Below are 21,487 nucleotides of genomic sequence, written 5' to 3'. Positions count from 1 at the left end.
GACGCCGTCAGGGGCGGACCGCGCCGAGCAGGCGGGTACGCCAGTAGTCGTCGAGGTCGACGACTTTGACGACGTCGCCGGTCTGGGGCGCGTGCACCATCTTGCCGTTGCCCGCGTACATGCCCATGTGCCCCAGCCCCTTGCTGAACAGCAGGTCACCCGGCTGTAAGTCGGTCAGGGGCACCTGGCGGGCCGCGCCCCAGGACCACTGGGTCCAGGTGGTCCTGGGCAGTGACACCCCGCCGGTCCGCCAGGCGGCCTGGGTCAGGCCGGAGCAGTCGTAGGAGCCCGGCCCCGTGCCGCCGAACCGGTACGGCTTGCCGATCTGGGCGAAGGCGAACTGCAGCGCGCGGCGGGCGTTGCCGGAGGCCGGGCCCGAGTAGACCATGCCCGGGCTGCTGGGGTCGCCGCTCTTGAAGGCGTTCAGCCGGCGGAGAAGCTTGGTCTGCTCGCCGACCAGCTTCTCCACCTTCGTCTTCTCGCCGCGTACCTTGTCGCGCGCGCCGTCGGCCTCCGCCAGGGCGCCCTTGGCCGCGGTACGCCGGTCGCGCAGGTCCTTGGTGGCGGCCTCATAGGCGGCGATCTTGGCGGCCCGCACCCGCGTCATCTGTTCGAGGGAGGCCATGCTGCCCAGCGTCACCTCCGGGCTGCCCTCGAAGGCGAACCGCTGCCAGCCCGACACCGGGCCGTACTGGTAGCCGTCGACCGCCACCGCGACGAGCTCCTTGCGCAGGGCGTCCGCCTGGGCGTCCTTGCGGCCGAGCTCGGCGTTGAGGGTGTCGTACTTCTTCTTCGCCGACTTGTACGCTTCTGTGGCCTGGTTGTACTTCTCGACCAACTCGTCGGCCCGCTCGTTCAGCTTCACCAGCTTGGCCCTGACCTTGGGCAGGCGCGGGTCGGCGAGGGCGGCGCCAGGGTTGGCGGCCAGCACGGCCAAGGCCAGCGAAGCGGCGACCGTCGTACGCCCGAGCCTGGCCAACACGACCACTACGATGCCTCCTCGTAAGTGCGGAACCCCGGGCGAAATAGTACAGAAGATCGGGGGTCCTTTGCCCTTTTCCCAGCATTTCTGGACAGGCGAGGAGGCTTACTATTCGTAGTAGTTACCGGTGGCGCTGGGCTACTCCCGGCCCTCTTCCGGCAGGCCGTTGTCGAACTGCTTCGGCTGCACGTGCTCGCGCGGCCCGCCCAGCTCCGCCTTCGCCAGGGCGGCGGTGTCGGGATAGTCGGTGACGAAGGCGTCCACGCCCAGGTCCAGGTGCGCACGATACTCGGCCAGCGCGTCCCCGTGCTCCGCCGGGAGCTGGCCGCGGCGCAGTTGCAGCGGCAGATACTGGTTCTCGCTGCGGAAGGTGTACACGCCGATCTTCAGCCGGGCCCGGTGCGCGTCGGCCACCAGCGTCGTCGGGGTGCCCGAGCCGCCGTCCGGATTGATCGGGATCACCGAGGACTTGTCCGGCCCGATCCACCGCGCGTACTCGGCGATCTTCGCCAGCCCCTCGGGCTTCATCATGTCCGCGTAGGTCGTCGGGTCACCGGCCGCCGTCAGGTCGTACGGCCGCCCGGTCGTGCCCAGCGCCTGCCACAGAGGCACGCGCAGCTCCTTGGCCACCCGCTTCAGGCTGGACGGCTCGAACGACTGCACCACCACCGAGCCGCCCGGGCGGTTGAGCCCGTTGCGCTTGACGGTCTCGATCAGCGGCTCCTCCAGCGGCAGCCCGATCGACCTGAAATAGGTGGGGTGCTTGGTCTCGGGGAAGACGCCGACCTGCCTGCCGTACCGGCGCGAGAGCCCCTTGGCCAGGTCGAGCACCTCCTGGAAGGTGAGCACCTGGTAGTAGCCGTTGTAGACGGTGTTGCGCTGGCGGACGGCGGGCAGCCGCTCGACCGCGCGCAGCGTCTTCAGCTCGGCGAGGGTGAAGTCCTCGGTGAACCAGCCGGTCACATCGCGCCCGTCGACGACCTTGGTGGTCCTACGCGCGGCGAACTCGGGCCGCAGCGACACGTCGGTGGTGCCGGAGATCTCGTTCTCGTGCCGGACGACCAGCACGTGGTCCTTGGTCGGTACGAGGTCGGGCTCGATCCAGTCGGCGCCCATGGCCACGGCCAGCTCGTAGGAGCCCTGCGTGTGCTCGGGGCGGTGCCCCGCCGAGCCGCGGTGACCGACGATGACGACCTGGGACCGGTCGGGCACGGACACGGCTGACACGGCTGTCGCCGCGGCCGGCGCGGCGCCGGCTGCGGCGAAGGGGGTGAGGAGGGCGAGGGTGGTGGCTGCGATCTTCCGCACGTGGGGCTCCTTGCGGCAGTTGCACCGGAGACTCTCACCGGTGATCACCGCGGCCATTATGGTAAGGACCGAAATACCCTTTTAGGCCAATAATGGCGAAATTTCGGGTGACGAAAGCGATGTGCCGCCCCGGTTCATCGCAAGGCGGACACTGCTGAATATGCTTCACCTTTTGCGCGAGAGGCACATTTCATGACCATGACGGCGGCGTCCACGCGGAAACGGGGCCTCAACGCCACGCTGATCGTCGTGTGCCAGAGCATGCAGGCCCTGGCCTTCGGCGGCATCGCCCTGTTCCTGCCGCTCATCCGCGAGGACATCGGCATCAGCCCGTCGCAGGCCGGGCTGCTGGCCGCCGCCGGCACGTTCACGTACGCGCTCATGCAGATCCCGTCCGGCTACCTGTCGGACCGGTTCGACCCCAAGCGCCTGTTCGTGGCCGGGCTCGTCGGCACCAACCTGCTCTCGCTCAGCTTCGCCCTGCTGGACTCCTACGGCTGGCTCGTCGCCAACCAGGCGATCTCCGGCATCTTCCGCGCGCTGGTCTTCGCCCCGGGCCTCATGCTGATCAGCCGCCAGTTCCGGCCCGACCGCCGGGCCACCGCCATGGGCCTGTACGTGGCCGGCGGCTTCTCCTCCAACATCCTGCTCAACGCCCTCGGCCCGGCGCTGGTCGGCCCGCTCGGCTGGCGCTGGCTGATGATCCTGTTCGCCGCCAGCGGCATGCTCGTCCTGCTCGCCTTCGCCAAGCTCGGCGACCCGGCCCCGCCCAAGACCGGCGCCAAGCCGCCCACCTGGGCCGACGCCCGCGAGCTCCTGTCGCACCGGGCCGTGTGGCTGGCCGGGTTCATCCAGTTCGTCCGCCTGGCCGTGGTCACCGGGATCGCGTTCTGGCTGCCGAGCCTCATCGTCGAGGACAAGGGCTACTCCCTCGCCGTGGCGGGCGCCGTCGTCGCCATCGGCGCGGCGCTCACCGCCCCGTCGAACTTCCTCGGCGGCTGGGTCTCCGACCGCCTCGGCCGCCCGCTGGCCGTCGTCGGCGTCTCACTCGGCGTGCTGGCCGTCACGATCTTCCTGATCCCGCTGGTCGACTCCCTCCCGGCGCTGATCGCGGTGATCGCCGTTAACTCGATCTTCCTCCAGCTCTACTTCGGGCCGCTGTTCGCGGTGCCGCTGCAGTACGTCGGCACCGCGAACACCGGCCTCGTCACCGGCTTCAGCAACTTCTGCGCCAACCTCGGCGGGGTGACGTTCTCGTTCGGGCTGGGCGCCTTCAAGGACGCGACCGGCTCCTTCGACGCCGGCCTGTGGGCCCTGTCCGGCATGTGCGCCGCCGCCCTGGCGGTCACCTGGCTGATCTCCCGCCTCCCCGCCGAGGACCGTCACTGAACGGTGATCGTGTCCACTTCGACCGTTATCCCCTTCACCTGAGGCGTCGAGGTGGCCGTCGTGACCTTGCCGGCCCCGGCGGTCACCCCCTTGATCTTCATCGTGTACGTCATGCTGCCGCCCGGCACCGCCGGCGCACTCGTGACGACCAGGTCCTCCACCGGCGGCCCGGTGATCTGGTCACCGCCCGTGCCCAGCTCGTTCTCGGCCCCCACGGTCAGGCCGAGGCCGGCGGGCGGTGAGCCGGGCCGGTTGGCCGGGTCGTAGGCGTAGCTGATGTCCTCCGCGCCGTTGAGCCCGATCCACTGCTGGAAGACCTTGAGATCGGTGGTGCCGAAGACGTTCAGCCGCCATTCGACCACCAGCCAGTCGCTGACCCCGTCGGTCAGGATCGTGGCGAAGACGCCCGGCGCGCCGGTGCCGTCGAGGTCGGTCCAGTACGTCGCCAGCACGCCGTTCGGCCGGGCCGGGTCGGGCAGCGTCTGCGGGACCGGCGAGATGTCGTCCGCGACGGCGCCACCGACCACGCTGTACCCGTTGGAGGTCACCCCGATCCTGGTGTAGGTCCGGCCGGCGAACACGAAGGCGGGCAGGGTGAAGTTCACCGCCTGCTCGTCCCCGATCGGGATCGGCGTGACCCCGAACGCGTCCAGCGGGAGATAGCCCGCGGGCCCGGCGCCGGGCGCGATCGTCGGCCGGGCGGGCTGCGTGGCGGCCAGCGTCGCCCTGGCGGTCGCGATCTGGGTGCCGACCCTGGTCGCGCCGGTGACGCCGTTCAGGCGCAGGCGGCCGTCGAGCGTGGACAACGCGGTCACGTCCGCGTCCTGCGCGGTGGTGTTCCGCACGGTGACCGTACAGGTGGACTCACCGGTGTCGCGCGGGATGGCGGACGGCTCACAGGTCTGGTCGACCGGCACCGCGCCCTCCTGGCGGAAGAACGCGACCGGCAGGTGCAGCGCGCGGGGGCCGCCGACCTGCTTGAGGTTGACCTGCCCGAAGTACTGCCCGTCGGGCAGTTCCGGCGCGGTGATCACCACGCTCAGATCGGCGCTGCGGCCGGCCGCGACGCTGAACAGCGGCGGCAGCACCGTGATCGCGGCGCCGCTCGCGGCCGTGGCGGTGGCCGTGAAGGTGAGCCGTGAGCCGGTGGTGTTGGTGACCGTGCGCTTGGCGGTGATGATGCCCGGCATGGTCGGCGCGTTCACCGAGGGCAGGTTGAGGTCGATCCGGTTGAGCGGGTCGGCCGCCGAGGCGACGAAGTCGGCCGCGCTCTCGTCCAGCGTCAGCCCGGGGTCACCGGCCTTGGTCAGGTCGATGCGCCCGCCGCCCATGTCGAACGGGTCGGCCGGCGTGGTCCTGTCCTGCTTGGTGACCGTGGTCTTGGCCGTGGTCTCCAGCGCCGACTTGACCTGGCCGGGCGTCCAGGTGGGATGCAGGGCGAACAGCAGCGCCGCCGAGCCCGTCACGTGCGGCGCCGACATCGAGGTGCCCGAGATGACCTGGTAGAGGTTGCCGGGCGGTCCTTCCAGCGGCGACTCGGGGGTGGGCGTCATGCCGGCCATGATGTGCTGGCCGGGCGCGGTGACGTCCGGTTTGAGGAAGTCCCCGCCGGGGCCGCGCGAGGAGAAGTGCGTGATCACGTCGCCCTGCCAGGCCGCCTTCGTCCCCTGCGTGAACGACGCCGTGGCGCCCGGGTTGGAGGCGAGGAAGGCCATCAGGGTGTCGGTCTCGGGCTTGTCGAGGTGCACCGACGGAATCCAGTGGGCGTCGGTGAAGACGTCGAACGCGAAGCTGTTGTAGAGGATCATCCCGGCCGCGCCGCCCTGCCGGACGTTGAAGCTCTTCAGCACCCGGTTCGGGGTGCGCTCGCAGGCGACGATCTTCCCGGTGAAGATCCCCGGCGGCGCCGGGACGGTGCACGCCGCGTTGTTGTACGGCGGCGCCGACGCCGGCACGACGGGCAGCGGCGAGGGGAGGCCCGCCGTGATCGAGGCGCCCTTGATCGTCGCCGTCCCCGTGACGCTGGACAGCGTGATCGTCGACTGGAACGTCCTGGCCTGCGAGGAGGCGGCCACCGTGGTCACCCACGGGCTTCGGTGATCGGTGGTGCCGGCGCCGGGCCCGGAGTTGCCCGCCGACGCCGAGACCAGCACGCCCGCCGCGTACGCGTCCAGGAAGGCCAGCTCGACCGGGTCACTGTAGGGGTCGGAACCACCGGAGATGGAGAAGTTGACGACGCGGACACCGTCGAGGATCGCCCGCGCCACGGCCTGCGCCGAGTCGGAGGGGAAGCAGCCCTGCGCGCCGCACACCTTGTACACCGAGACCCCGGCGCCGGGCGCGATGCCGTGGATCGGGCCGCGGCCGATGCCCAGCGGGTTCGCGTCGGCCACCGGGCCGCCCGCCGAGGTGGAGGCCGTGTGGGTGCCGTGCCCGTTGGAGTCGCGGGCGCTGTCCGGATAGACCTCGCCGCCGAAGACCTCGTTGTAGGTCTCCAGGAACGGCTGCCCGCCGACCAGCTTGTTGGTGCAGGTGAAGGGATCACTGGCCGGGGTCAGCGGGTTGTCGCCGAAGTCGCACACCCGGGGCGTGCCGTCCTTGGTCGGCCCCGGCGCGGGCAGGCCCGGCCGGTTCGCGAAGGAGGGGTGCTCGGGCCAGGCGCCGCTGTCCAGCACGCCCACGATCACGCCCTTGCCGGCGGTGTCACTGCCGCCGAGCCGGCCGTAAAGGGTGGGTGCGCCGATGAAGCGCGGGCTGGAGTCGGTCAGCAACCGCTGCGGCCTGTCCTCCTGTACGGCGACCGCGCCGGGCAGCCTCAGCACCTCGGCCACCTTGTTGCCCGGGATCCGGAGCGCGATACCGCCGTACACGGTGCTGATCCGCTGGCCCACCACGGCTCCCGGCACCTTCCCGGCCAGCTCGGCCACGAAGGCGTCCTCGATCTGCTTGATGTGCCGGCCGTACCGCCTGGCCTCCGGGCTCCTGGTGTCCAGGGCCCGGCCGGTGACGGCGGGGCTGGTGGCGGGCAGGCCGGGCAGCCCGCCCTGGTAGGCGGCGAGCGAGTCGTAGTCCAGCTTGACCACGACGTTGATCGGCGCGGGCGAGGTGACGCGCAACAGCGCCGGATCGCTCCTGGCGAGCCTGCCCGTGGGCGACTTCGCGCCGTCGACCAGCTCGGCACCGGTGAGGGGAGTGGCCCGCCACTTGGCGGGCGGCGGTGTCGGCGGCGCCGGTGTGGCCCGCGCCGCGACCGGGCTCATGGCGATCACGACGACGAGCCCGGCGGCCACCGCCGTCAGCCGTCGTAAGCGGGGTGAGAACGAGGGAGATGACACAAGGACCTCCTGGCAGAGGGGGCTGCGCGAACCGGAGTGTAAGCAGCGATCCGCGGGCCGAGAACCCCGCCGGAATGTCAAAAACCGGCCAGCGGTCAGGCCGGCCGGTCCCCTCGTGTCAGCGCCCGTTGGCGGCGCACCAGGCGGCCCACGTGGTGGCGCCCTTGCCCAGCTGCTTGTTGTAGAAGGAGGTCCAGGAGTTCTCGCTCGGCCCAGGGGCGCTGGGCGTGCTCTTGTACAGCGGGTGATTCGCCTCGACCTCGGCGCGCAGCCACGGCTCGATCTCGGCGTACGAGCCCAGCGACCAGCTACGGGCGTGGTAGGTGAGCTGCCCGCGCACGTCGGTCTCGGACAGGCACATGAACGGCGTCCACGGGCTCGTCCGCGCCCAGCCGATCTTCGTCTTCATCGCCCCCGAGGGCACCATCCCGGTGCCGGTACGGGCCGCCACCTCGCGGTTGTCCACGAAGAAGTCGAACATCTCCTGGGCCGCGTACACGCCGTTCACCAGCCCGAACCGCTCGCCGAGCGTCGTGCCGAAGTCTGTGCGCACCGGGATGTCGCTGGTCCACACGCTCTCGTCGTGGAGCTGGCGGACCGGCGGGCCCACGTACGACGAGGTGACGTTGAACGGGCCGAAGTTCACCGTGTCGTTGTTGATGGGGATGACCGGATAGGTCTTCTGGTCGATCGGGTTCTTCCACTCCCGCACGACGCGCGTCGGGTCGGCGGGGTCGGTGTAGAAGACGATCTCGCGGGACAACTGGTAGAGCTGCGTGGTCTCCGGCACCCGGTAGAGGCGGCGGATGTTGTAGCCCTCGATGTTGAACAGCTTCTGGCCGTGACGTAACGCCGGGTCGAGGCTGTTGCCCTCGACGTTGGCGTACACGCTGCCGGAGATCCGGAACACCATGTCCTTGCCGTCAGGGCGTCCGAACGTCTGGAGGGAGAGCTGCCCGTTCTTGTCTGTGACCGTCTTGTACACCGGTCCTGGAAGCGTCGGGTCGGCCGGCGCGTCGTCCGCCACCGCCGCCGCCGGGGCGGTGACGCTCAGGAAGAGGGTGACAAGGGCAACTGACCTGGTCAGGCTGCGTTTGAACATGGTTGTGCTCCGCACGGTAGGGACGGGGAGCCCATGTGATCATGTCACCGGCGGCGCTGTCCACTCGATCTCATCAGCCGACATGCACGATGGGCCTGCGATCGGGGTTCGGCTCGGCCTGGCGGAGAACCTCCCTGGTCAGCGGTGGTACGTCGCCGCCGCCGAAGACCAGGTAACGCAGCAGGGCGCCGATCGGGTTGCCCTCGGCGGCCCAATGGAAGTACACGTGCGGCGTCTTGCCGGTCCGGTCGCGCAGGTGCAGCAGCAGGGCGGCGATGGCGTTGGCGATGGTGGTGCTCTGCATGCGCAGGACGCGGAAGCCGTGGCGCTCCTCACCCGTCACGCGCAGCTCACCGGCGAACTCGGAGGCGTCGGGGATGGTGACCTCCAGGAAGAGCAGGCCCTCACTCGTGCGCAGGCGGTGCAGCTCCCAGGCTTCGCGGGCCTTGTCGATGTACTCCCTGGCGTCGCGGCCGTGGGGCTCGTTGGCGATGAGGATGATCTCGCCGGCCTCGTTGATGAAGCGCTGGGCGCAGTCGTCCAGGCTGATGTGGGTGACCCGCAGCTCGGTGGAGCGGGTGGCGCGGGAGATGAGCGAGATGACCACGATGGCCAGCACGAACAGCAGGGAGATCACGAGGCCGTCGGGCCGTTCGATGATGTTGGCGACGGTGGCGTACGCGAAGATCAGCGTGACGACCCCGAAGAAGACGGCGGCCTTGACGAGGCCCCTGGTCCAGGCGGACAGGGTGACCGCGATGGCGGCCGACAGGATCAGGGCCAGGACGCCGGTGGCGTACGCGCCGCCCTGGGTCTCGACCTCGGCGTCGAAGACCACGGTGATGAGGAAGGCGATGCCGGTGAAGACCAGCACCATGGGGCGGATGGCGCGGGTCCAGTCGGGGGCCATGCCGTAGCGGGGCAGGTAGCGCGGCACGATGTTGAGCAGCCCCGCCAGGGCGGAGGCGCCGGCGAACCACAGGATGGCGATGGTGGACAGGTCGTACGCGGTGCCGAACCAGTCGCCCAGATAGAGGTGGGCCAGGTAGGCCAGGGCGCGGCCGTTGGCCGAGCCGCCCTCGGCGAACTCCTCGGCCGGGATCAGCACGGTGGTCGCGACGCTGGAGGTGAGCAGGAAGACGCTCATGATCAGCGCGGCGGTGGTGAGCAGCTTGCGGGCGCCCTTGATCCGCTCGGCCGGCTCGCCCTTGATCAGCGGCATGACGGCCACGCCGGTCTCGAAGCCGGACAGGCCCAGGGCGAGCTTCGGCATCACGTACAGGGCGACGGCCACCATCGCGATCGGGCTGGAGTAGTCGGAGTTGAGCGTGTTCTGCCAGCCGGTCACCCGCTCGGGGTGGGCGAGCACCTGCTGCACGGCGGTGCCCACCACGACCACGTTGAGCAGGAGGAAGACGGCGACCAGGACGACCGCGATGGAGATGGCCTCGCTGAAGCCGGCCAGGAACACCCCGCCGAGCGCCGCGATCAGCACCAGCGTGACCGGGACCTGGAGATGCTCCCAGGACTGCGGGACGAAGGGGTTGTGCAGGATGTGCGCGGTCGCGTCCGCCGCCGACAGGGTGATCGTGACGATGAAGGCGGTGGCCACGAACCCGAGCAGGAACAACACCAGCAGCTTGCCCCGCCAGCCGGGCAGCAGCTTCTCCAGCATCGACAGCGACCCCAGCCCGTGCGGGCTCTGCTCCGCCACCGCCCGGTAGGTCGGCAGGGCGCCGAACAGCGTCAGCGCGACCAGCAGCAGCGTCGCCACCGGGCTGAGCGCGCCGGCGGCCAGCGCGGCGATGCCCGGCTGGTAGCCGAGGGTGGAGAAGTAGTCCACGCCCGTCAGGCACATGACCTGCCACCACTTGTGCTGGTGACCCGAGGCCTCCTCTGGCGCGGGCTGGTTCGCCGCGCCCTCAGGGCCCTGCAGACCCTTGAGCAGCCACCGCCGCAGCGGTGTCGTCGGCATCGCCGCACGCTGGTCCACCTCGGTCACCTGGGTCCTTCCGTCAAGCGGGCGTCAAGACGAAGACACTAGTGAGGGGTAAAGGCTGATCAGCGCGATCATGGCGTCAAGAAAACGTCAATATTTGGGCGAACGGCCACGTAGGACTCCCGAATGCCCACGGCCCTGTTCTCGATGTGGAAGGGAAAGGTGGCATCGTCTTCCGCTTCGGCAGGGCGCAACAGCGGTGGTCTCCTTCCGGGTCCATCACCGGCGGTCAGGTCGGTTCTCGCGCGACGAGTGTTGCGCACATCGTTCTCCTTGCGTACGTTGTTCGCGTTCAGTGTACGACGTTCCTATTCGAAGGAGCCGACATGACCGAGCCCTTGGCCGCCCTTCCCGGCGTTCGTCCGGCGGGCCGTCCGTTCGACCCGCCCGCCGAGCTGGCCCGGCTCCGCGCCGAGCAGCCGCTGTGGCGCCTGGTCTTCCCCGACGGCCACGTGGGCTGGCTGGCCCTCAGCCACGGCCTGGTCCGCGCCGTCCTCGCCGACCCCCGCTTCAGCTCCCGCAACGAACTGCAGCACTACGTCCTGGCCGACGCCGGCGAACTGCCGCCCGCGCAGCCCGGCGACCTGGGCGGGGTCGACGCCCCGGAGCACACCCGCTACCGCAGACTGCTGGCCGGCAAGTTCACCGTCCGGCGGATGAACCTGCTCGCCGAGCGGGCCGAGGCCCTCACCGTGGAGCACCTCGACGCGATGGAGGCGGCCGGCCCCGGCGCCGACCTGGTGGAGGCGTTCGCCCGGCCGGTGCCCGCGATGATGATCTGCGAGCTGCTCGGCGTCCCCTACGCCGACCGCGCGGAGTTCCAGAGCATGGCGGCCACGATGGGCGAGGCGAACGCGACCCCGGCGGAGCAGTTCGCCGCCTACGACGCGCTCGCCGCCTACATCCGCAAGCTGGTGTCCGACAAGCGCGCCCACCCCACCGACGACCTGCTCAGCGACCTGACCGGCACCGACCTGACCGACGAGGAGCTGGGCAACCTCGGCGGCTTCCTGCTCGGCGCCGGGCTCGACACCACCACCAACATGATCGCGCTGGGCACCTTCGCGCTGCTGGAGCACCCCGGCCAGCTCGCCCTGCTGCGCGCGGATCCGGGCCTCGCGCCCAAGGCCGTGGAGGAGCTGATGCGGTTCCTGAGCATCGCCCACACCGGCGGCCGGACCGCGCTGGAGGACCTCGAACTGGGCGGTCGATCGATCAGGGCGGGTGAGAGCGTCGCGCTCTCCGTACAGGCCGCCAACCGCGACCCGGAGCGCTTCCCGGACCCCGACGTCCTCGACCTGACCAGGGACGCCACCGGGCACGTCGCCTTCGGCCACGGCGTCCACCAGTGTCTCGGCCAGCAGCTGGCCCGCGTCGAGATGCGCGCGGCACTGCCCGCCCTGGTCACCCGCTTTCCGGATCTCCGCCTGGCCGTGGCGCCGGAAGAGGTGCCGATGCGCGACGGCCTGGACGTCTATGGCGTGTACGGCCTTCCAGTGGCCTGGTGAGTATCGCATTGGAGAACGGCCTTATCGGAAGTAGGCCCGCGCATTGGCAGTGCCGCGCCTGTGTCGGCCATGTCTGATGTCACATCCGTAGGGGAAGGGGCTTTGTCGCTTCCCGGCGAGTTCGGCCGGCGCCACTCCGCGGAACTTATTAGACATGACGGCAAACAGCACGAAATCCTGCTCATGCGGCCACGGATCATCCTGCTCATGCGCCAGTGGATGTGGTTGCGGCTGCAACTCCTGACTCCCGGCACCTTCGCGGGAACCCACACAAGACGGCGGGCGTTCGGCGCTGAACGCTCGCCGCTTGGTGTGCCGGCGAGCCCGAGGACCACCACGTCATCAACGTGGAACTCCAGGCCCTGAGCACTGAATCAGCCTTCAACACCGCCGATTCATCGCCATTGTCGATGGCAAATGACTGGCGCCCAAGGGTGGCGGCGATCTCCGGCCGGTCCCAGGGGGATGCGTTGCGCGCGGGCGAGCTTCTATGATGTTCGCTGCCTGGCCATGGGCTGAGCTCATCGCCCATGGAAGGCGGCTTCGGCGACCGCGAAAACCGGGCCGCATGGGCTGAAGGTGTGATAGTCCAAGTGCGGGCCGGGAGTTCCTTTGTCCGGGCACAAGGCTCTTAGAGGTGCACGGTCTGCTGAAGACGGCTACAGTACCTGGAACAGTGACGTAATTGGAGCACCCTTATGGCAAAGCGTATTGTTGAGTCCTTTATCGATGACATCGATGGCCGTGACGCCGAGGGGACCACGAGGTTCGCTCTCGACGGCACGAGCTACGAGATCGACCTCTCGGGCTCGAACAGGGAGAAGCTGGAGAAGGCTCTCGCTCCCTTCATCACCAAGGCGCGCGCGGTCCGGGCCGACCGGGTCGTCCGCGGGCGTCGCGGCGCCGGCTCGGGTCACACCGTGACCCGCGACAAGGCCACCGAGATCAGGCGGTGGGCCAAGGCCCAGGGCCTGCCCGTCAGCGAGCGCGGCCGGATCGCCGCCACCGTCGTGGAGCAGTACGAAGCCGCTCACTGAGCGACGCCGGCACATCATGAACTGGCGGCGAATCACGCGGTCCCGCCAGACGGGCGAGAGCACAATGGAGTGCGCGCCCACCACTACCTGCCCGGCGGGCTCGAAAAGGGTCGCCGGACGGCGCTTCGCGCCCCGGGCCGAGGAGGGCACGGCCTGACGTTCCCACATCCTCTGCAAGGGTAGAGCTGTGACGTTTGATGTGGGAGTTCGTGAGGAGTCGGCCATGACCGTGAATGAGAACGACGGCGATACCACTTTCGCCGATCTGGGGCTCCGATCCGAGCTCCTGGACGTGCTGTCCGCGCTGGGCTACGAAGAGCCCACCCCGATCCAGGGTGAGGCGATCCCGCCCTTGGTCGAGGGCCGTGACCTGCTCGGGCAGGCGGCGACGGGCACGGGCAAGACCGCGGCGTTCGCCCTGCCCGTGCTGCAGCGCATGCCACCACCCGGTGACGGCGGCGGGCCGGTGGCGCTGATCCTCGTGCCCACGCGTGAGCTGGCCGTGCAGGTCTCGGAGGCGTTCCACCGCTACGGCCGCACACTCGGCACCCGCGTTCTGCCCATCTACGGCGGCGCGCCCATCGTCCGCCAGTTGCAGGCGCTCAAGCGCGGGGTCGACATCGTGGTGGCGACACCGGGGCGGGCCCTCGACCACATCGGGCGGGGCACGCTCGACCTGCGCGATCTGCGCACCGTCGTGCTCGACGAGGCCGACGAGATGCTCGACATGGGCTTCGCCGACGACATCGAGGAGATCCTGGCGGCGACCCCCGAGGAGCGCCAGACCGTGCTGTTCTCCGCGACACTGCCGCCGCGCATCGACGGCATCGCCCGCCGCCATCTGCGCGACCCGGTGCGCATCGAGATGGGGCACGCGGCGGCCGAGGGGCGCGAGGCCACGCCACTGGTGGAGCAGACCGCCTACCTGGTGGCCAGGTCGCACAAGCCCGCCGCGCTGGGCCGGCTGCTCGACATCGAGGCGCCGACGGCCGCGATCATCTTCTGCCGCACCCGCGAGGAGGTCGACCAGCTCACCGAGGCCATGAACGGGCGCGGCTACCGCGCCGAGGCGCTGCACGGCGGGATGGAGCAGGAGCAGCGCGACCGGGTGATGGCGCGGCTGCGGGCCGGGACCGCCGATCTGCTGGTCGCGACCGACGTGGCGGCGCGAGGTCTCGACATCGAGCAGCTCACCCACGTCGTCAACTACAACGTCCCGTCCGCGCCCGAGGCGTACGTGCACCGCATCGGGCGCGTGGGCCGCGCCGGTCGCGAGGGCGTGGCCCTGACGCTGGTGGAGCCGCGCGAGCACCGCATGCTCAAGTCGATCGAGCGGGTGACCAAGCAGCGCATCTCGGTGGAGAGGCTGCCGACCGTCGCCGACCTGCGGGCGCGCCGGATGGAGCTGACCCGGGCCGCGCTGGAGGAATGCCTGCTCCAGGACGACCTGGAGCCGTTCCGCGTCGTGGTCGAGTCGCTCGCCGACGAGTTCGACCTCATGGAGGTGGCGCTCGCCGCCGTCAAGCTGGCGCACGAGTCCAGCGGGGGAGCGCTGGACGAGGAGGAGATCCCCGAGATCTCGCCGCGCACCGTGGACAAGCGCGGCGGGCAGCGGGACGGCCGCCCGGACGGCCAGCGCTACGGGCGCGGCCCGGCCGGCGGTATGGCCCGGCTCTTCTTCAACGTCGGGCGCAGCGCGGGCATCCGGCCGCAGGACCTCGTCGGGGCGATCGCCGGCGAGTCGCGGCTGAGCGGGCGCGACATCGGCGCGATCGAGATCGCCGAGCGGTTCTCGCTGGTGGAGGTGCCCGACTCCGCGGCCGACGAGGTGATCGCCGCACTCCGGCGGGCCACCATCAAGGGCAGGCGGCCGACCGTCCGCCGCGAGCGTGAGACGCATACCAGGCGTCCCCGCTGACAAACCGTTTCCCATTGTCCCGGCCCGCCCATGAGAATTGCTTCTTTCACAGGAGTTCCTTCTTTTCTCATCGCCCCAACGCGTCACGTTCGAAATTGCGTGCGACTTCGGGGTTGACTCGCGGGCCGAGATCTATAAGTCTCGACATATGTGCATGCGTCCCCAGAAGGTTGATGCTGTCCACTTGGTCATACGAGACCTCTCCAGCCTCTTCTGACGAGTAATTCCCCTCGTCGAAAATCCACCTGATTCGCGCGCGCCCGTCTGCCGGCGCGCGTTCCACAAGGCTGTCTAGCTGCAAGGGAGGTGGAAAATGGAGAAACGCAAGTACGAACCGCCGATGCTGTTCAAGTTGGGCGACGCAGTGGAGTTGACCCTGAGCGGTAACTGCTGCGACACCGCGGACAAGGGCGCCTACTACTGGTAGACGCCGCGTCTGGCCGGTCAACGCATGAATGAACGACCGGCCAGACCCCCCTTCATTCACGCTTCGGTGAGGAATCGTCTCGTGGAAAGAGTGCGGGAGCCGGCCGATCGCTGGTTCGTCGGGTGCGCGCCGATAACAAATGAACCGCCGCCCGTTCGCGGGCCGCGGGCCGGGAAAGTCGTCTGGAACGGGCCGTCGAGGCTCTGGCTGGGCTCGCAATGGCCGGCCCGGCAGGTGTGGACGGCCGGCGATCTCGTCGTGCTGGGCGACTGGATCTCGGGTCCCGCCGTACTCCGCAGGAAAGCCGCCGAAGTGCTCAGGTCGGGGCGCCACGAGGACCTGCTCACCTCGGCACCCGGAGACTTCAACCTCCTGATACGCGAACCGGGCCGTTTACGGGCCTACTCCGACGTGTCCGGCCAGCGGGCGATCTACTACCGGCGCCTGGGGGACACTTGCTGGTTCGCCAACTCCACGCTGCCCCTTGCCTGGCTGGAGGAGAGCGACCTCGACCTCGGCTGGTTCACCGGCAGCCTCATGTGCCCGTGGCTGCCCGACCTCCTGGCCGAGCGCTCCCCGTTCCGCGAGGTCCGCCGGGTGCCGGCCGGCGGCTACCTCGAAATCGGCGGCGGCACGGTGCGCTGCCTGCCGTACTGGCGGCCGCCCGGCCCCGAGACGGAGCCCGGCGAGGCGGCCCGGCTGCTGCGCGAGCGGCTCACGCACGCCGTCGAGGCGCGGGCCGACGGGAGCCGGCAGCCCACCGCCGACCTCAGCGGGGGCATGGACTCCACGGCCCTCACCCTGCTCGCCGCGCGCCGCCTGGCCGCCGACGGGCGTTCCCTGACCACCGTGACCTACGGCAGCGCCGCCAACGGATCCGACGACGACCTCGCCCTCGCGCGCCGGGCCGCCGCCGGGCACCCCAACATCGACAGCACGTTCCTGCCCGCCGAGCTGTTCCCGCGCCACTTCAGCGACCTCGACGCCGTGCCCCTCACCGGCGAGCCCGCGCTGTTCGCCTACTCCTACGGCAGGTTCCGCACGGTCATGGAGGTGGCGCGGGCCGCCGGGTCCGACATGCACCTCGACGGTGAGGGCGGCGACGCCGTCCTCGTGCCGCCGCTCGGCTATCTGGCCGACCTGATCAGGCGGCGCGAACTCCGTACGGCGCTGGCCCAGGCCCGGGGCTGGGCGCAGGTCAAGAGCTTCTCCACGCTGCACCTGTTCGCGACCGCCGCCGGGCTCGGCGCGCGGCCGTACCGCCGCTGGGTGGCCGGTCAGCGCGAGGCGCTGCGCGACCCCGTCGACTGGCTGAGCCCCGCGCACCGCCAGCGGTCGTACGTCGGCTGGTCGCTGCCCTCGCAGAGCGCCGACTGGTTCACGCCGGAGGCCCGGCTGGCGCTGAGCGAGGAGGTCGGCGCCCTGGCGGCGCGGGCCGAGCCGTACGCCGACACCCCGGGACAGCACGGCTCGATCGTCGAGATCTGGTTCATCGGCCGGATCTGCCAGACGCTGCGCGAGGCGGCCCAGGCGAACGGCGTCTCCGTCCACTACCCCTTCCTGGACGCGGCGGTCATCGAGGCGTGTCTCGCGAGCCGGATCGCCTACCGGGGCAGCCCGTTCGCCGCCAAACCGCTGCTGCGCGACGCCCTCGCCGCCGAGTTCCCGCACCACCCCTTCGACCGCTCGACCAAGGGCGACTACAACGCCGACATCTACGCCGGGCTCGCGCACAACATGGACCGCGTCCTCGACCTCGTCTCCGGCGCCCGGGTCGTGGAACTGGGCCTGGTCGACGGCGCCCGGCTCGCCGCCGCCCTGAACCGGATGCGCCTCGGGCTGCCCATGAACTCGTGGCTGGTCAACGGAATCGTCGGCATGGAGGTCTGGCTTCGCGCCCTGCGGGACCAGAGCGTGGATTTCTGGAGCTGAAGATCATGATTCGTATCCCCGAGCACGTCGTGACGACCATGTTCGACGACAGTGCCGTGCTGCTGGACACCCGCAACGACGTCTACTTCGCGCTGAACGAGACCGGCGGCGAGTTCTGGTCGGCGCTCGCGAAGGGCGACACGGTGGACGCCGCCGTCGCCCATGTCTGCGACCTCTTCGACGCTCCCCGCGAGGTGATCGAGTCCGACATGAGGAGCCTGGTACGCCAGCTCATCGACGCGCGGCTGCTGCTCGCCGACGGGGAGAACGCGTGATCACACAGGCGCGGGCCGCCCCGGCCAAGGTGTCGTCGGTGGCCGTCGCCGGGGAGGGTGTCGTCGCGGACGCCGTCGCCGGACTGCTGTCCGCTCGCCGGGTCGCCGCGTGGCGGGATCTGGTGAGCGGGGCGCTTCTGGTCGTCGCCGCGCCGGTGGCCGAGCTGGAGCAGGTGAACCTCTGGGCCAGGCGGCGGGCGCGGCCGTGGCTGCCGATTCGCGGGCTCGGCGCCGACGTGCTGGTCGGGCCGCTCCTCCTGCCGGGTCGTGGGCCCTGCCACTCCTGTCTGGTGGCCGAGCTGGGAGAGCATCGGTCGCCGGGGGACGGGGTGGGGGCGTACCTGGCGGGGCTGGACGAGCCGGTTTCCGCCGTGGACGCGGACACCGCCGCGCGGGCGGCTCAGGCGGCGCTGACGCTGGTGTCGCGCCGGCAGCCGGGCGCCTATGTGGTGGCCGGGGCGTCGCCGCGATCGGGCCGGGTGAGCCGGCGGCCCGGCTGCCTGACCTGCCAGTCGCCACCCCCGGCCACGGCACTGAGCGCCCCGGTCACGGCACTGAGCGCCCCGGTCACGGCGCTGAGCACCCCGGCCACCGTGTCGAGCACCTCGGCCACCGTGTTGAGCGCCCCTCCCGGTCTCGGCCCGGAGGAGGAGGCGCTGTCGACGATCGGGTCCGCGCTGGGATTTTTCGCCGAGAACGGCCTGCGCGTCTCGGTGACGCTCAGGGACGGCACGATGGGCGACCCGGCCGTGCATCGGGTGCGGGCCCTCGGCTCCTCCCGCGCCGGCGCGCCGGGCACACCGATCGCCGGGCTGGGCACCGGAACCTCCGCCCTGACGGCGACCGGTCGCGCGCTCGGCGAGTTCGTCGAGCGCTACTGCCTCACCCACCCGGTCGGTACGCAGGTCACCGCACCCCTGGCCCGTGCGGGCGTGCCCGGCCCGACCCTGGACCCCCGGAGGCTGACCCCCTTGGCGCCCGGCGAATACGCCCGGCCCGGCTGCGGGCTCGTGCCGTACTCCGACGACCTCCCCCTGAAATGGGTGCGCGGGCGGACCCTCCCGGACGACGAGGACATCTGGGTCCCCGGCGACGCGGTCCTGCTCGACGCCGACCCCGAGCCCCTCCCGTATCGGCTGGTCGAGCCGGCCAGCACCGGCGGCGCGTGCAGCCCCGGCAGGGACCGCGCGATCGTGCGCGGCCTGCTGGAGGTCATCGCCCGCGACGCGCTCATGCTGACCTGGCTGTACGCGGCCATCCCCGTACGCAGGCCCGTCGAGGACGGGCGGCTGCGCGGGCCGCTGGCGCCGCTGCGCGCGTTCCCCGGCGACGTCGCCCTCTTCGCGCTGCGCGGCCCCCTGCCCGTTCCTGTCTGCCTGGCGCTCCTCAGCGCCCGCGACGCCTACGGCCCGTTCCTCGCCGCTGGCTGCGCGGCCGCCGCCTCCGAGCGGGCGGCGGCGGAGGCCGCGCTGCGCCAGGCCGCCGGCACCTTCTGCGCGGTCAGGCGGCTGGCCGCCGTGCGACGAGACCGGCGGCGGCCCCGGCCCCTGCCCCGGCGCCTGGCCGACCACCCGGCCTACTACCTGCACGAACCAAATCAGCGTCACCTCCGCTTCCTGTACGACGCGCCGCCCGGCCCGCCGCCCGTGCCGGATCTGCCGGTGTCCGGCGATCGCGAGCTGCTGGACCACCTCGTCGGCGTCCTCGGCGCGCAGGGACACCAGGTGATCGTGTGCGACCTCGGCGGGGACGCCACCAGGAGGCACGGCCTGCACGCCGTCAAGACGATCGTCACCGACACCCAGCCGCTGATCCAGGAGGAGACGCATCGCTACCTCGGCTCGGACCGGCTCGTCAGGGTGGGCGAGCTGATGACCGGCCGGCCCGTCCCGCCCTCGTTCACCTACCACCCGGCACCCCATCCGTACTGGTGAGGCGATATGTCCTGGCGAGCGATGCACGAGGAGACCTCCAACACCCGCCTGCTCGGCCCGAAGAGCCCGGCGGGGGCCGTTCATGAGTCCCTGCCGCCGCTGCTGCCGGACGAGCGCGACGTCGTCCGGCTGGAACAGCCCTCGGCCATGCCCGTCGATCTGCGGGAGCTGATCGGCCGGCGCCGATCCCGGCGGCGGTTCCAGGGCGGGCTGTCCCTCGCCGAGCTGGGCGGCCTGTGCTGGGCGGCGGCCGGCCGTACCGAGTCCGGGCGGCACACCCACCCGTCGGCGGGCGCGCTGCCGGGGACGGCCCTCTGGGTGGCGGTGTTCGACGCGGACGGGCTGGACGACGGCGTGTACCGGTATGTGCCGGAGTCGCATGCGCTGGAGCGCCGTCCGTGGGGCGCGCCCGGCCGGATCTGGCCCGCCCTCTTCGTGGACGCGGGCATGGCGCTGCGCTGCTCGTGCGCCTTCGTCTTCACGATCAGGCCGGCGGAGACGACCGCGAAATACCAGGGGCGCGGTTACCGGTTCCTGCTGCTCGAAGTCGGTCACATGGCACAGAATCTGCTGCTGGCCGCCACCGCGTACGAGCTGGCGGCCTGCCCGGTCGGCGGCTTCTACGACGCCGACCTCGACGCCGCACTGGGCTGCCTGCCCGGCCAGGAGGCCGCCGTGTACGCGGTGCTGGCCGGGGCGCGGGAGGAGGTGAGCCCGCCGTGCGCCTGACCCCGGACGCCAGGATCACCGCCGAAAGGCTCGCCGCCACGGCTGAGCTCCTGGACGGCATCGGCGTGTCGCGCGTCGCGGACATCACCGGGCTCGACGTCCTGGGCTTCCCGGTGTTCCTGGCGATCCGCCCCGAGGCCGAAGAGCTGGGCCTGTGCGTGCACTCGGGCAAGGGCACCACACCCGCCCAGGCCTGGATGAGCGCGGCGATGGAGGCCGTGGAGCACCACTGGGCGGAGGGACGGCATCACGCGGACCGGATCCGCCGGCTGCCCATCCGCTCCATGCTCGGCCGGGACGACGTCCTGGACCTGAAGTCCCTGACCCCGTACGCCGGCCGCAAGATCGACCTGGACCGGCCGTACGGATGGACCGAGGTCCGCCACCTCGGCGACGGGCACGTGCGCTGGGCGCCGGCGGAGGCGGTCTTTCACCCCCTGCACGGCCAGGAGTTCTACCTCTACGGCACCGAGACCTGCGGCCTCGCCGTGGGCGCGACGGAGGAGGAGGCGATCCTGCACGGGCTGTGCGAGGTCGTCGAGCACGACGCGCGGGCGCTGTTCCACATGGCGCGCCGGGCCCCGATGATCGAGATCGGGTCGCTGCGCGCGGAGGCCCCCGCGTGGCGGTACATCGAGGCCATGCGCCGGGCCGGTCTCGAAGTCGCGGTGTACGACCTCACCACCGACCTCGGCGTGTGCGTCATCGGCTGCACGATCGCCGACCCCGGCAGCGACAACGCCCTGCTGATCAACAACGGCTACTGCTGCCATCCCGACAAACGGCGGGCCCTGCTGGGGGCGCTGCTCGAAGCCGCCCAGAGCCGGCTGGGCTTCATCAGCGGCAGCAGGGACGACCTGGACGAGAAGGCCGAACGCCTCCTGCTGTGGCCCACGTACGCCGACCGGCGGGCCCACCTCGACAACGTCTTCGACTCCCCGGACGGCAGCGTTCCCTGGACGGCGGTCGCGGACGGCGGTGACCTCCTGGGGGCGCTGGCGGCGGCCGGGTATCCCGACGCGTACATGACCTCGCTGGCCCCGCCCGGCTACCCCGTGCACGTGGTCCGCGTGCTGGTGCCGCACCTGCAACCCCTCGTCCGCAAGGGCGTCCGGCTCGGCCCGAGAGCACTGCGCCGCTCCCTTCAGGTGGCGGCAGGGAAGGAGCAGCGGTGAACAGACGAGCGGCCCTGTCGGCGCAGGACGGCCAGGTCCTGCCCCGGCGCGACCGATTCGCGGGCGTGTGCGCCGTCGTCGTCGCCTCCGGGCTGATCCGGCTGCTGCCCCTCAGACGGGTGCGCGCGGTCGTCTCTCGCATGAAGGCGCGGGCGGCGCGCCGGCCGCCGACCCCCGAGGAGGCGCAGCGGGCCTGGGCGGCGGCGCAGCGCCCGAGCGTGGTCTTCTTCGGCCGGCCGGGGTGCATGGAGCTGTCGCTGGCGATGGTGCTGCTCTGCCTGTTCAGGAGGACCGACGCGACCTGGTGCATGGGCGTGGCGATGCGGCCCTTCGAGGCGCACGCGTGGGTGGAGGTCGAGGGCCGCCCGGTCAACGAGGTCACCGACGTCACGGCCCGCTTCCGGAAAGTGCTCACCGCATGAGCGGCCCGCGTACGG

Annotated in this window: 16 protein-coding genes; 11 read left to right on the top strand and 5 right to left on the bottom strand. The window is 71.1% G+C overall.

The genetic code is table 11. The annotated features are described in order from the left end of the window. Positions 1-7 precede the first annotated feature (7 nt). Together C4V41_RS40865 and C4V41_RS40860 are read right to left on the bottom strand one after the other, a co-directional pair. Positions 8-982 carry a C40 family peptidase gene (locus C4V41_RS40865; RefSeq protein WP_235030695.1) on the bottom strand — a complete coding sequence of 325 codons (975 nt, stop codon included), beginning with the start codon at positions 980-982 and terminating at the stop codon, positions 8-10. A 138-nt stretch (positions 983-1,120) separates the two neighbouring features. Next, positions 1,121-2,290 (bottom strand): glycerophosphodiester phosphodiesterase, encoded by a 1,170-nt coding sequence (locus C4V41_RS40860; RefSeq protein WP_235030694.1) that lies wholly within the window; start codon positions 2,288-2,290, stop codon positions 1,121-1,123. A gap of 198 nt (positions 2,291-2,488) precedes the next feature. Between C4V41_RS40860 and C4V41_RS40855 the strand changes: the two genes are divergently transcribed. After that, a complete protein-coding gene (locus C4V41_RS40855) occupies positions 2,489-3,679 on the top strand; it encodes an MFS transporter (RefSeq protein WP_103961435.1) in 1,191 nt (396 codons plus the stop codon). On the opposite strand, the gene C4V41_RS40850 is transcribed toward C4V41_RS40855, so the two are convergent. From C4V41_RS40850 to C4V41_RS40840, 3 genes are all read right to left on the bottom strand, one after another. Beyond that, positions 3,673-7,014, bottom strand: coding sequence for a S8 family serine peptidase (locus tag C4V41_RS40850; protein ID WP_235030693.1), 3,342 nt, complete (start codon positions 7,012-7,014; stop codon positions 3,673-3,675). The two genes, C4V41_RS40855 and C4V41_RS40850, sit on opposite strands and share 7 nt — an antisense overlap. A 118-nt stretch (positions 7,015-7,132) precedes the next feature. Next, a complete protein-coding gene (locus C4V41_RS40845) occupies positions 7,133-8,116 on the bottom strand; it encodes a DUF1838 family protein (RefSeq protein ID WP_103961380.1) in 984 nt (327 codons plus the stop codon). 73 nt (positions 8,117-8,189) lie between these two features. Then, positions 8,190-10,091, bottom strand: a complete 1,902-nt coding sequence (locus C4V41_RS40840) for an amino acid transporter (protein ID WP_103961433.1) — start codon at positions 10,089-10,091, stop codon at positions 8,190-8,192. Positions 10,092-10,441: 350 nt separating this feature from the next. Here C4V41_RS40840 and C4V41_RS40835 point away from each other — a divergent pair, with 350 nt between their 5' ends. From C4V41_RS40835 to C4V41_RS40795, 10 genes are all read left to right on the top strand, one after another. Continuing rightward, complete coding sequence (locus tag C4V41_RS40835; protein WP_103961379.1) at positions 10,442-11,623, top strand: cytochrome P450; 1,182 nt, start codon at positions 10,442-10,444, stop codon at positions 11,621-11,623. Positions 11,624-12,321: 698 nt separating this feature from the next. Continuing rightward, positions 12,322-12,660 (top strand): histone-like nucleoid-structuring protein Lsr2, encoded by a 339-nt coding sequence (locus C4V41_RS40830; protein WP_103961378.1) that lies wholly within the window; start codon positions 12,322-12,324, stop codon positions 12,658-12,660. A 223-nt stretch (positions 12,661-12,883) separates the two neighbouring features. Continuing rightward, a complete protein-coding gene (locus tag C4V41_RS40825; protein WP_103961377.1) occupies positions 12,884-14,578 on the top strand; it encodes a DEAD/DEAH box helicase in 1,695 nt (564 codons plus the stop codon). 313 nt (positions 14,579-14,891) lie between these two features. Next, positions 14,892-15,005 (top strand): lasso RiPP family leader peptide-containing protein, encoded by a 114-nt coding sequence (locus C4V41_RS40820; RefSeq protein ID WP_103961376.1) that lies wholly within the window; start codon positions 14,892-14,894, stop codon positions 15,003-15,005. Positions 15,006-15,086: 81 nt separating this feature from the next. Then, positions 15,087-16,937, top strand: a complete 1,851-nt coding sequence (locus C4V41_RS40815; protein WP_160150560.1) for an albusnodin/ikarugamycin family macrolactam cyclase — start codon at positions 15,087-15,089, stop codon at positions 16,935-16,937. Positions 16,938-16,942: 5 nt separating this feature from the next. Continuing rightward, the gene (locus tag C4V41_RS40810) at positions 16,943-17,212 is read left to right on the top strand and encodes a PqqD family protein (RefSeq protein ID WP_103961374.1); all 270 of its coding nucleotides are present in this window, start codon (positions 16,943-16,945) and stop codon (positions 17,210-17,212) included. After that, positions 17,209-19,146 carry a YcaO-like family protein gene (locus C4V41_RS40805; protein ID WP_103961373.1) on the top strand — a complete coding sequence of 646 codons (1,938 nt, stop codon included), beginning with the start codon at positions 17,209-17,211 and terminating at the stop codon, positions 19,144-19,146. Before C4V41_RS40810 ends, C4V41_RS40805 begins: the two co-directional genes overlap by 4 nt. 6 nt (positions 19,147-19,152) lie before the next feature. Next, positions 19,153-19,875: a SagB/ThcOx family dehydrogenase gene (locus C4V41_RS61075; protein ID WP_146103966.1), complete on the top strand. Its 723-nt coding sequence runs from the start codon at positions 19,153-19,155 to the stop codon at positions 19,873-19,875. Then, positions 19,866-21,050 (top strand): YcaO-like family protein, encoded by a 1,185-nt coding sequence (locus C4V41_RS40800; RefSeq protein ID WP_160150559.1) that lies wholly within the window; start codon positions 19,866-19,868, stop codon positions 21,048-21,050. The genes C4V41_RS61075 and C4V41_RS40800 overlap by 10 nt, the downstream gene beginning before the upstream one ends. After that, the gene (locus C4V41_RS40795) at positions 21,047-21,472 is read left to right on the top strand and encodes a lasso peptide biosynthesis B2 protein (RefSeq protein WP_103961371.1); all 426 of its coding nucleotides are present in this window, start codon (positions 21,047-21,049) and stop codon (positions 21,470-21,472) included. The genes C4V41_RS40800 and C4V41_RS40795 overlap by 4 nt, the downstream gene beginning before the upstream one ends. The last annotated feature ends 15 nt before the right edge of the window (positions 21,473-21,487 follow it).

The organism is Nonomuraea solani (assembly GCF_900108335.1).
Classification (GTDB): domain Bacteria; phylum Actinomycetota; class Actinomycetes; order Streptosporangiales; family Streptosporangiaceae; genus Nonomuraea; species Nonomuraea solani.
The sequence above is the reverse complement of the archived record's forward strand: the minus strand, read 5'-3'. Positions and strand labels throughout refer to the sequence as shown.

Coding starts and splice junctions, on each gene's coding strand:
- C4V41_RS40855 (WP_103961435.1), top strand. CDS start 2,489: ATGACGGCGGCGTCCACGCGGAAACGGGGCCTCAACGCCACGCTGATC.
- C4V41_RS40845 (WP_103961380.1), bottom strand. CDS start 8,116: ATGTTCAAACGCAGCCTGACCAGGTCAGTTGCCCTTGTCACCCTCTTC.
- C4V41_RS40840 (WP_103961433.1), bottom strand. CDS start 10,091: ATGCCGACGACACCGCTGCGGCGGTGGCTGCTCAAGGGTCTGCAGGGC.
- C4V41_RS40835 (WP_103961379.1), top strand. CDS start 10,442: ATGACCGAGCCCTTGGCCGCCCTTCCCGGCGTTCGTCCGGCGGGCCGT.
- C4V41_RS40830 (WP_103961378.1), top strand. CDS start 12,322: ATGGCAAAGCGTATTGTTGAGTCCTTTATCGATGACATCGATGGCCGT.
- C4V41_RS40825 (WP_103961377.1), top strand. CDS start 12,884: ATGACCGTGAATGAGAACGACGGCGATACCACTTTCGCCGATCTGGGG.
- C4V41_RS40820 (WP_103961376.1), top strand. CDS start 14,892: ATGGAGAAACGCAAGTACGAACCGCCGATGCTGTTCAAGTTGGGCGAC.
- C4V41_RS40810 (WP_103961374.1), top strand. CDS start 16,943: ATGATTCGTATCCCCGAGCACGTCGTGACGACCATGTTCGACGACAGT.
- C4V41_RS61075 (WP_146103966.1), top strand. CDS start 19,153: ATGTCCTGGCGAGCGATGCACGAGGAGACCTCCAACACCCGCCTGCTC.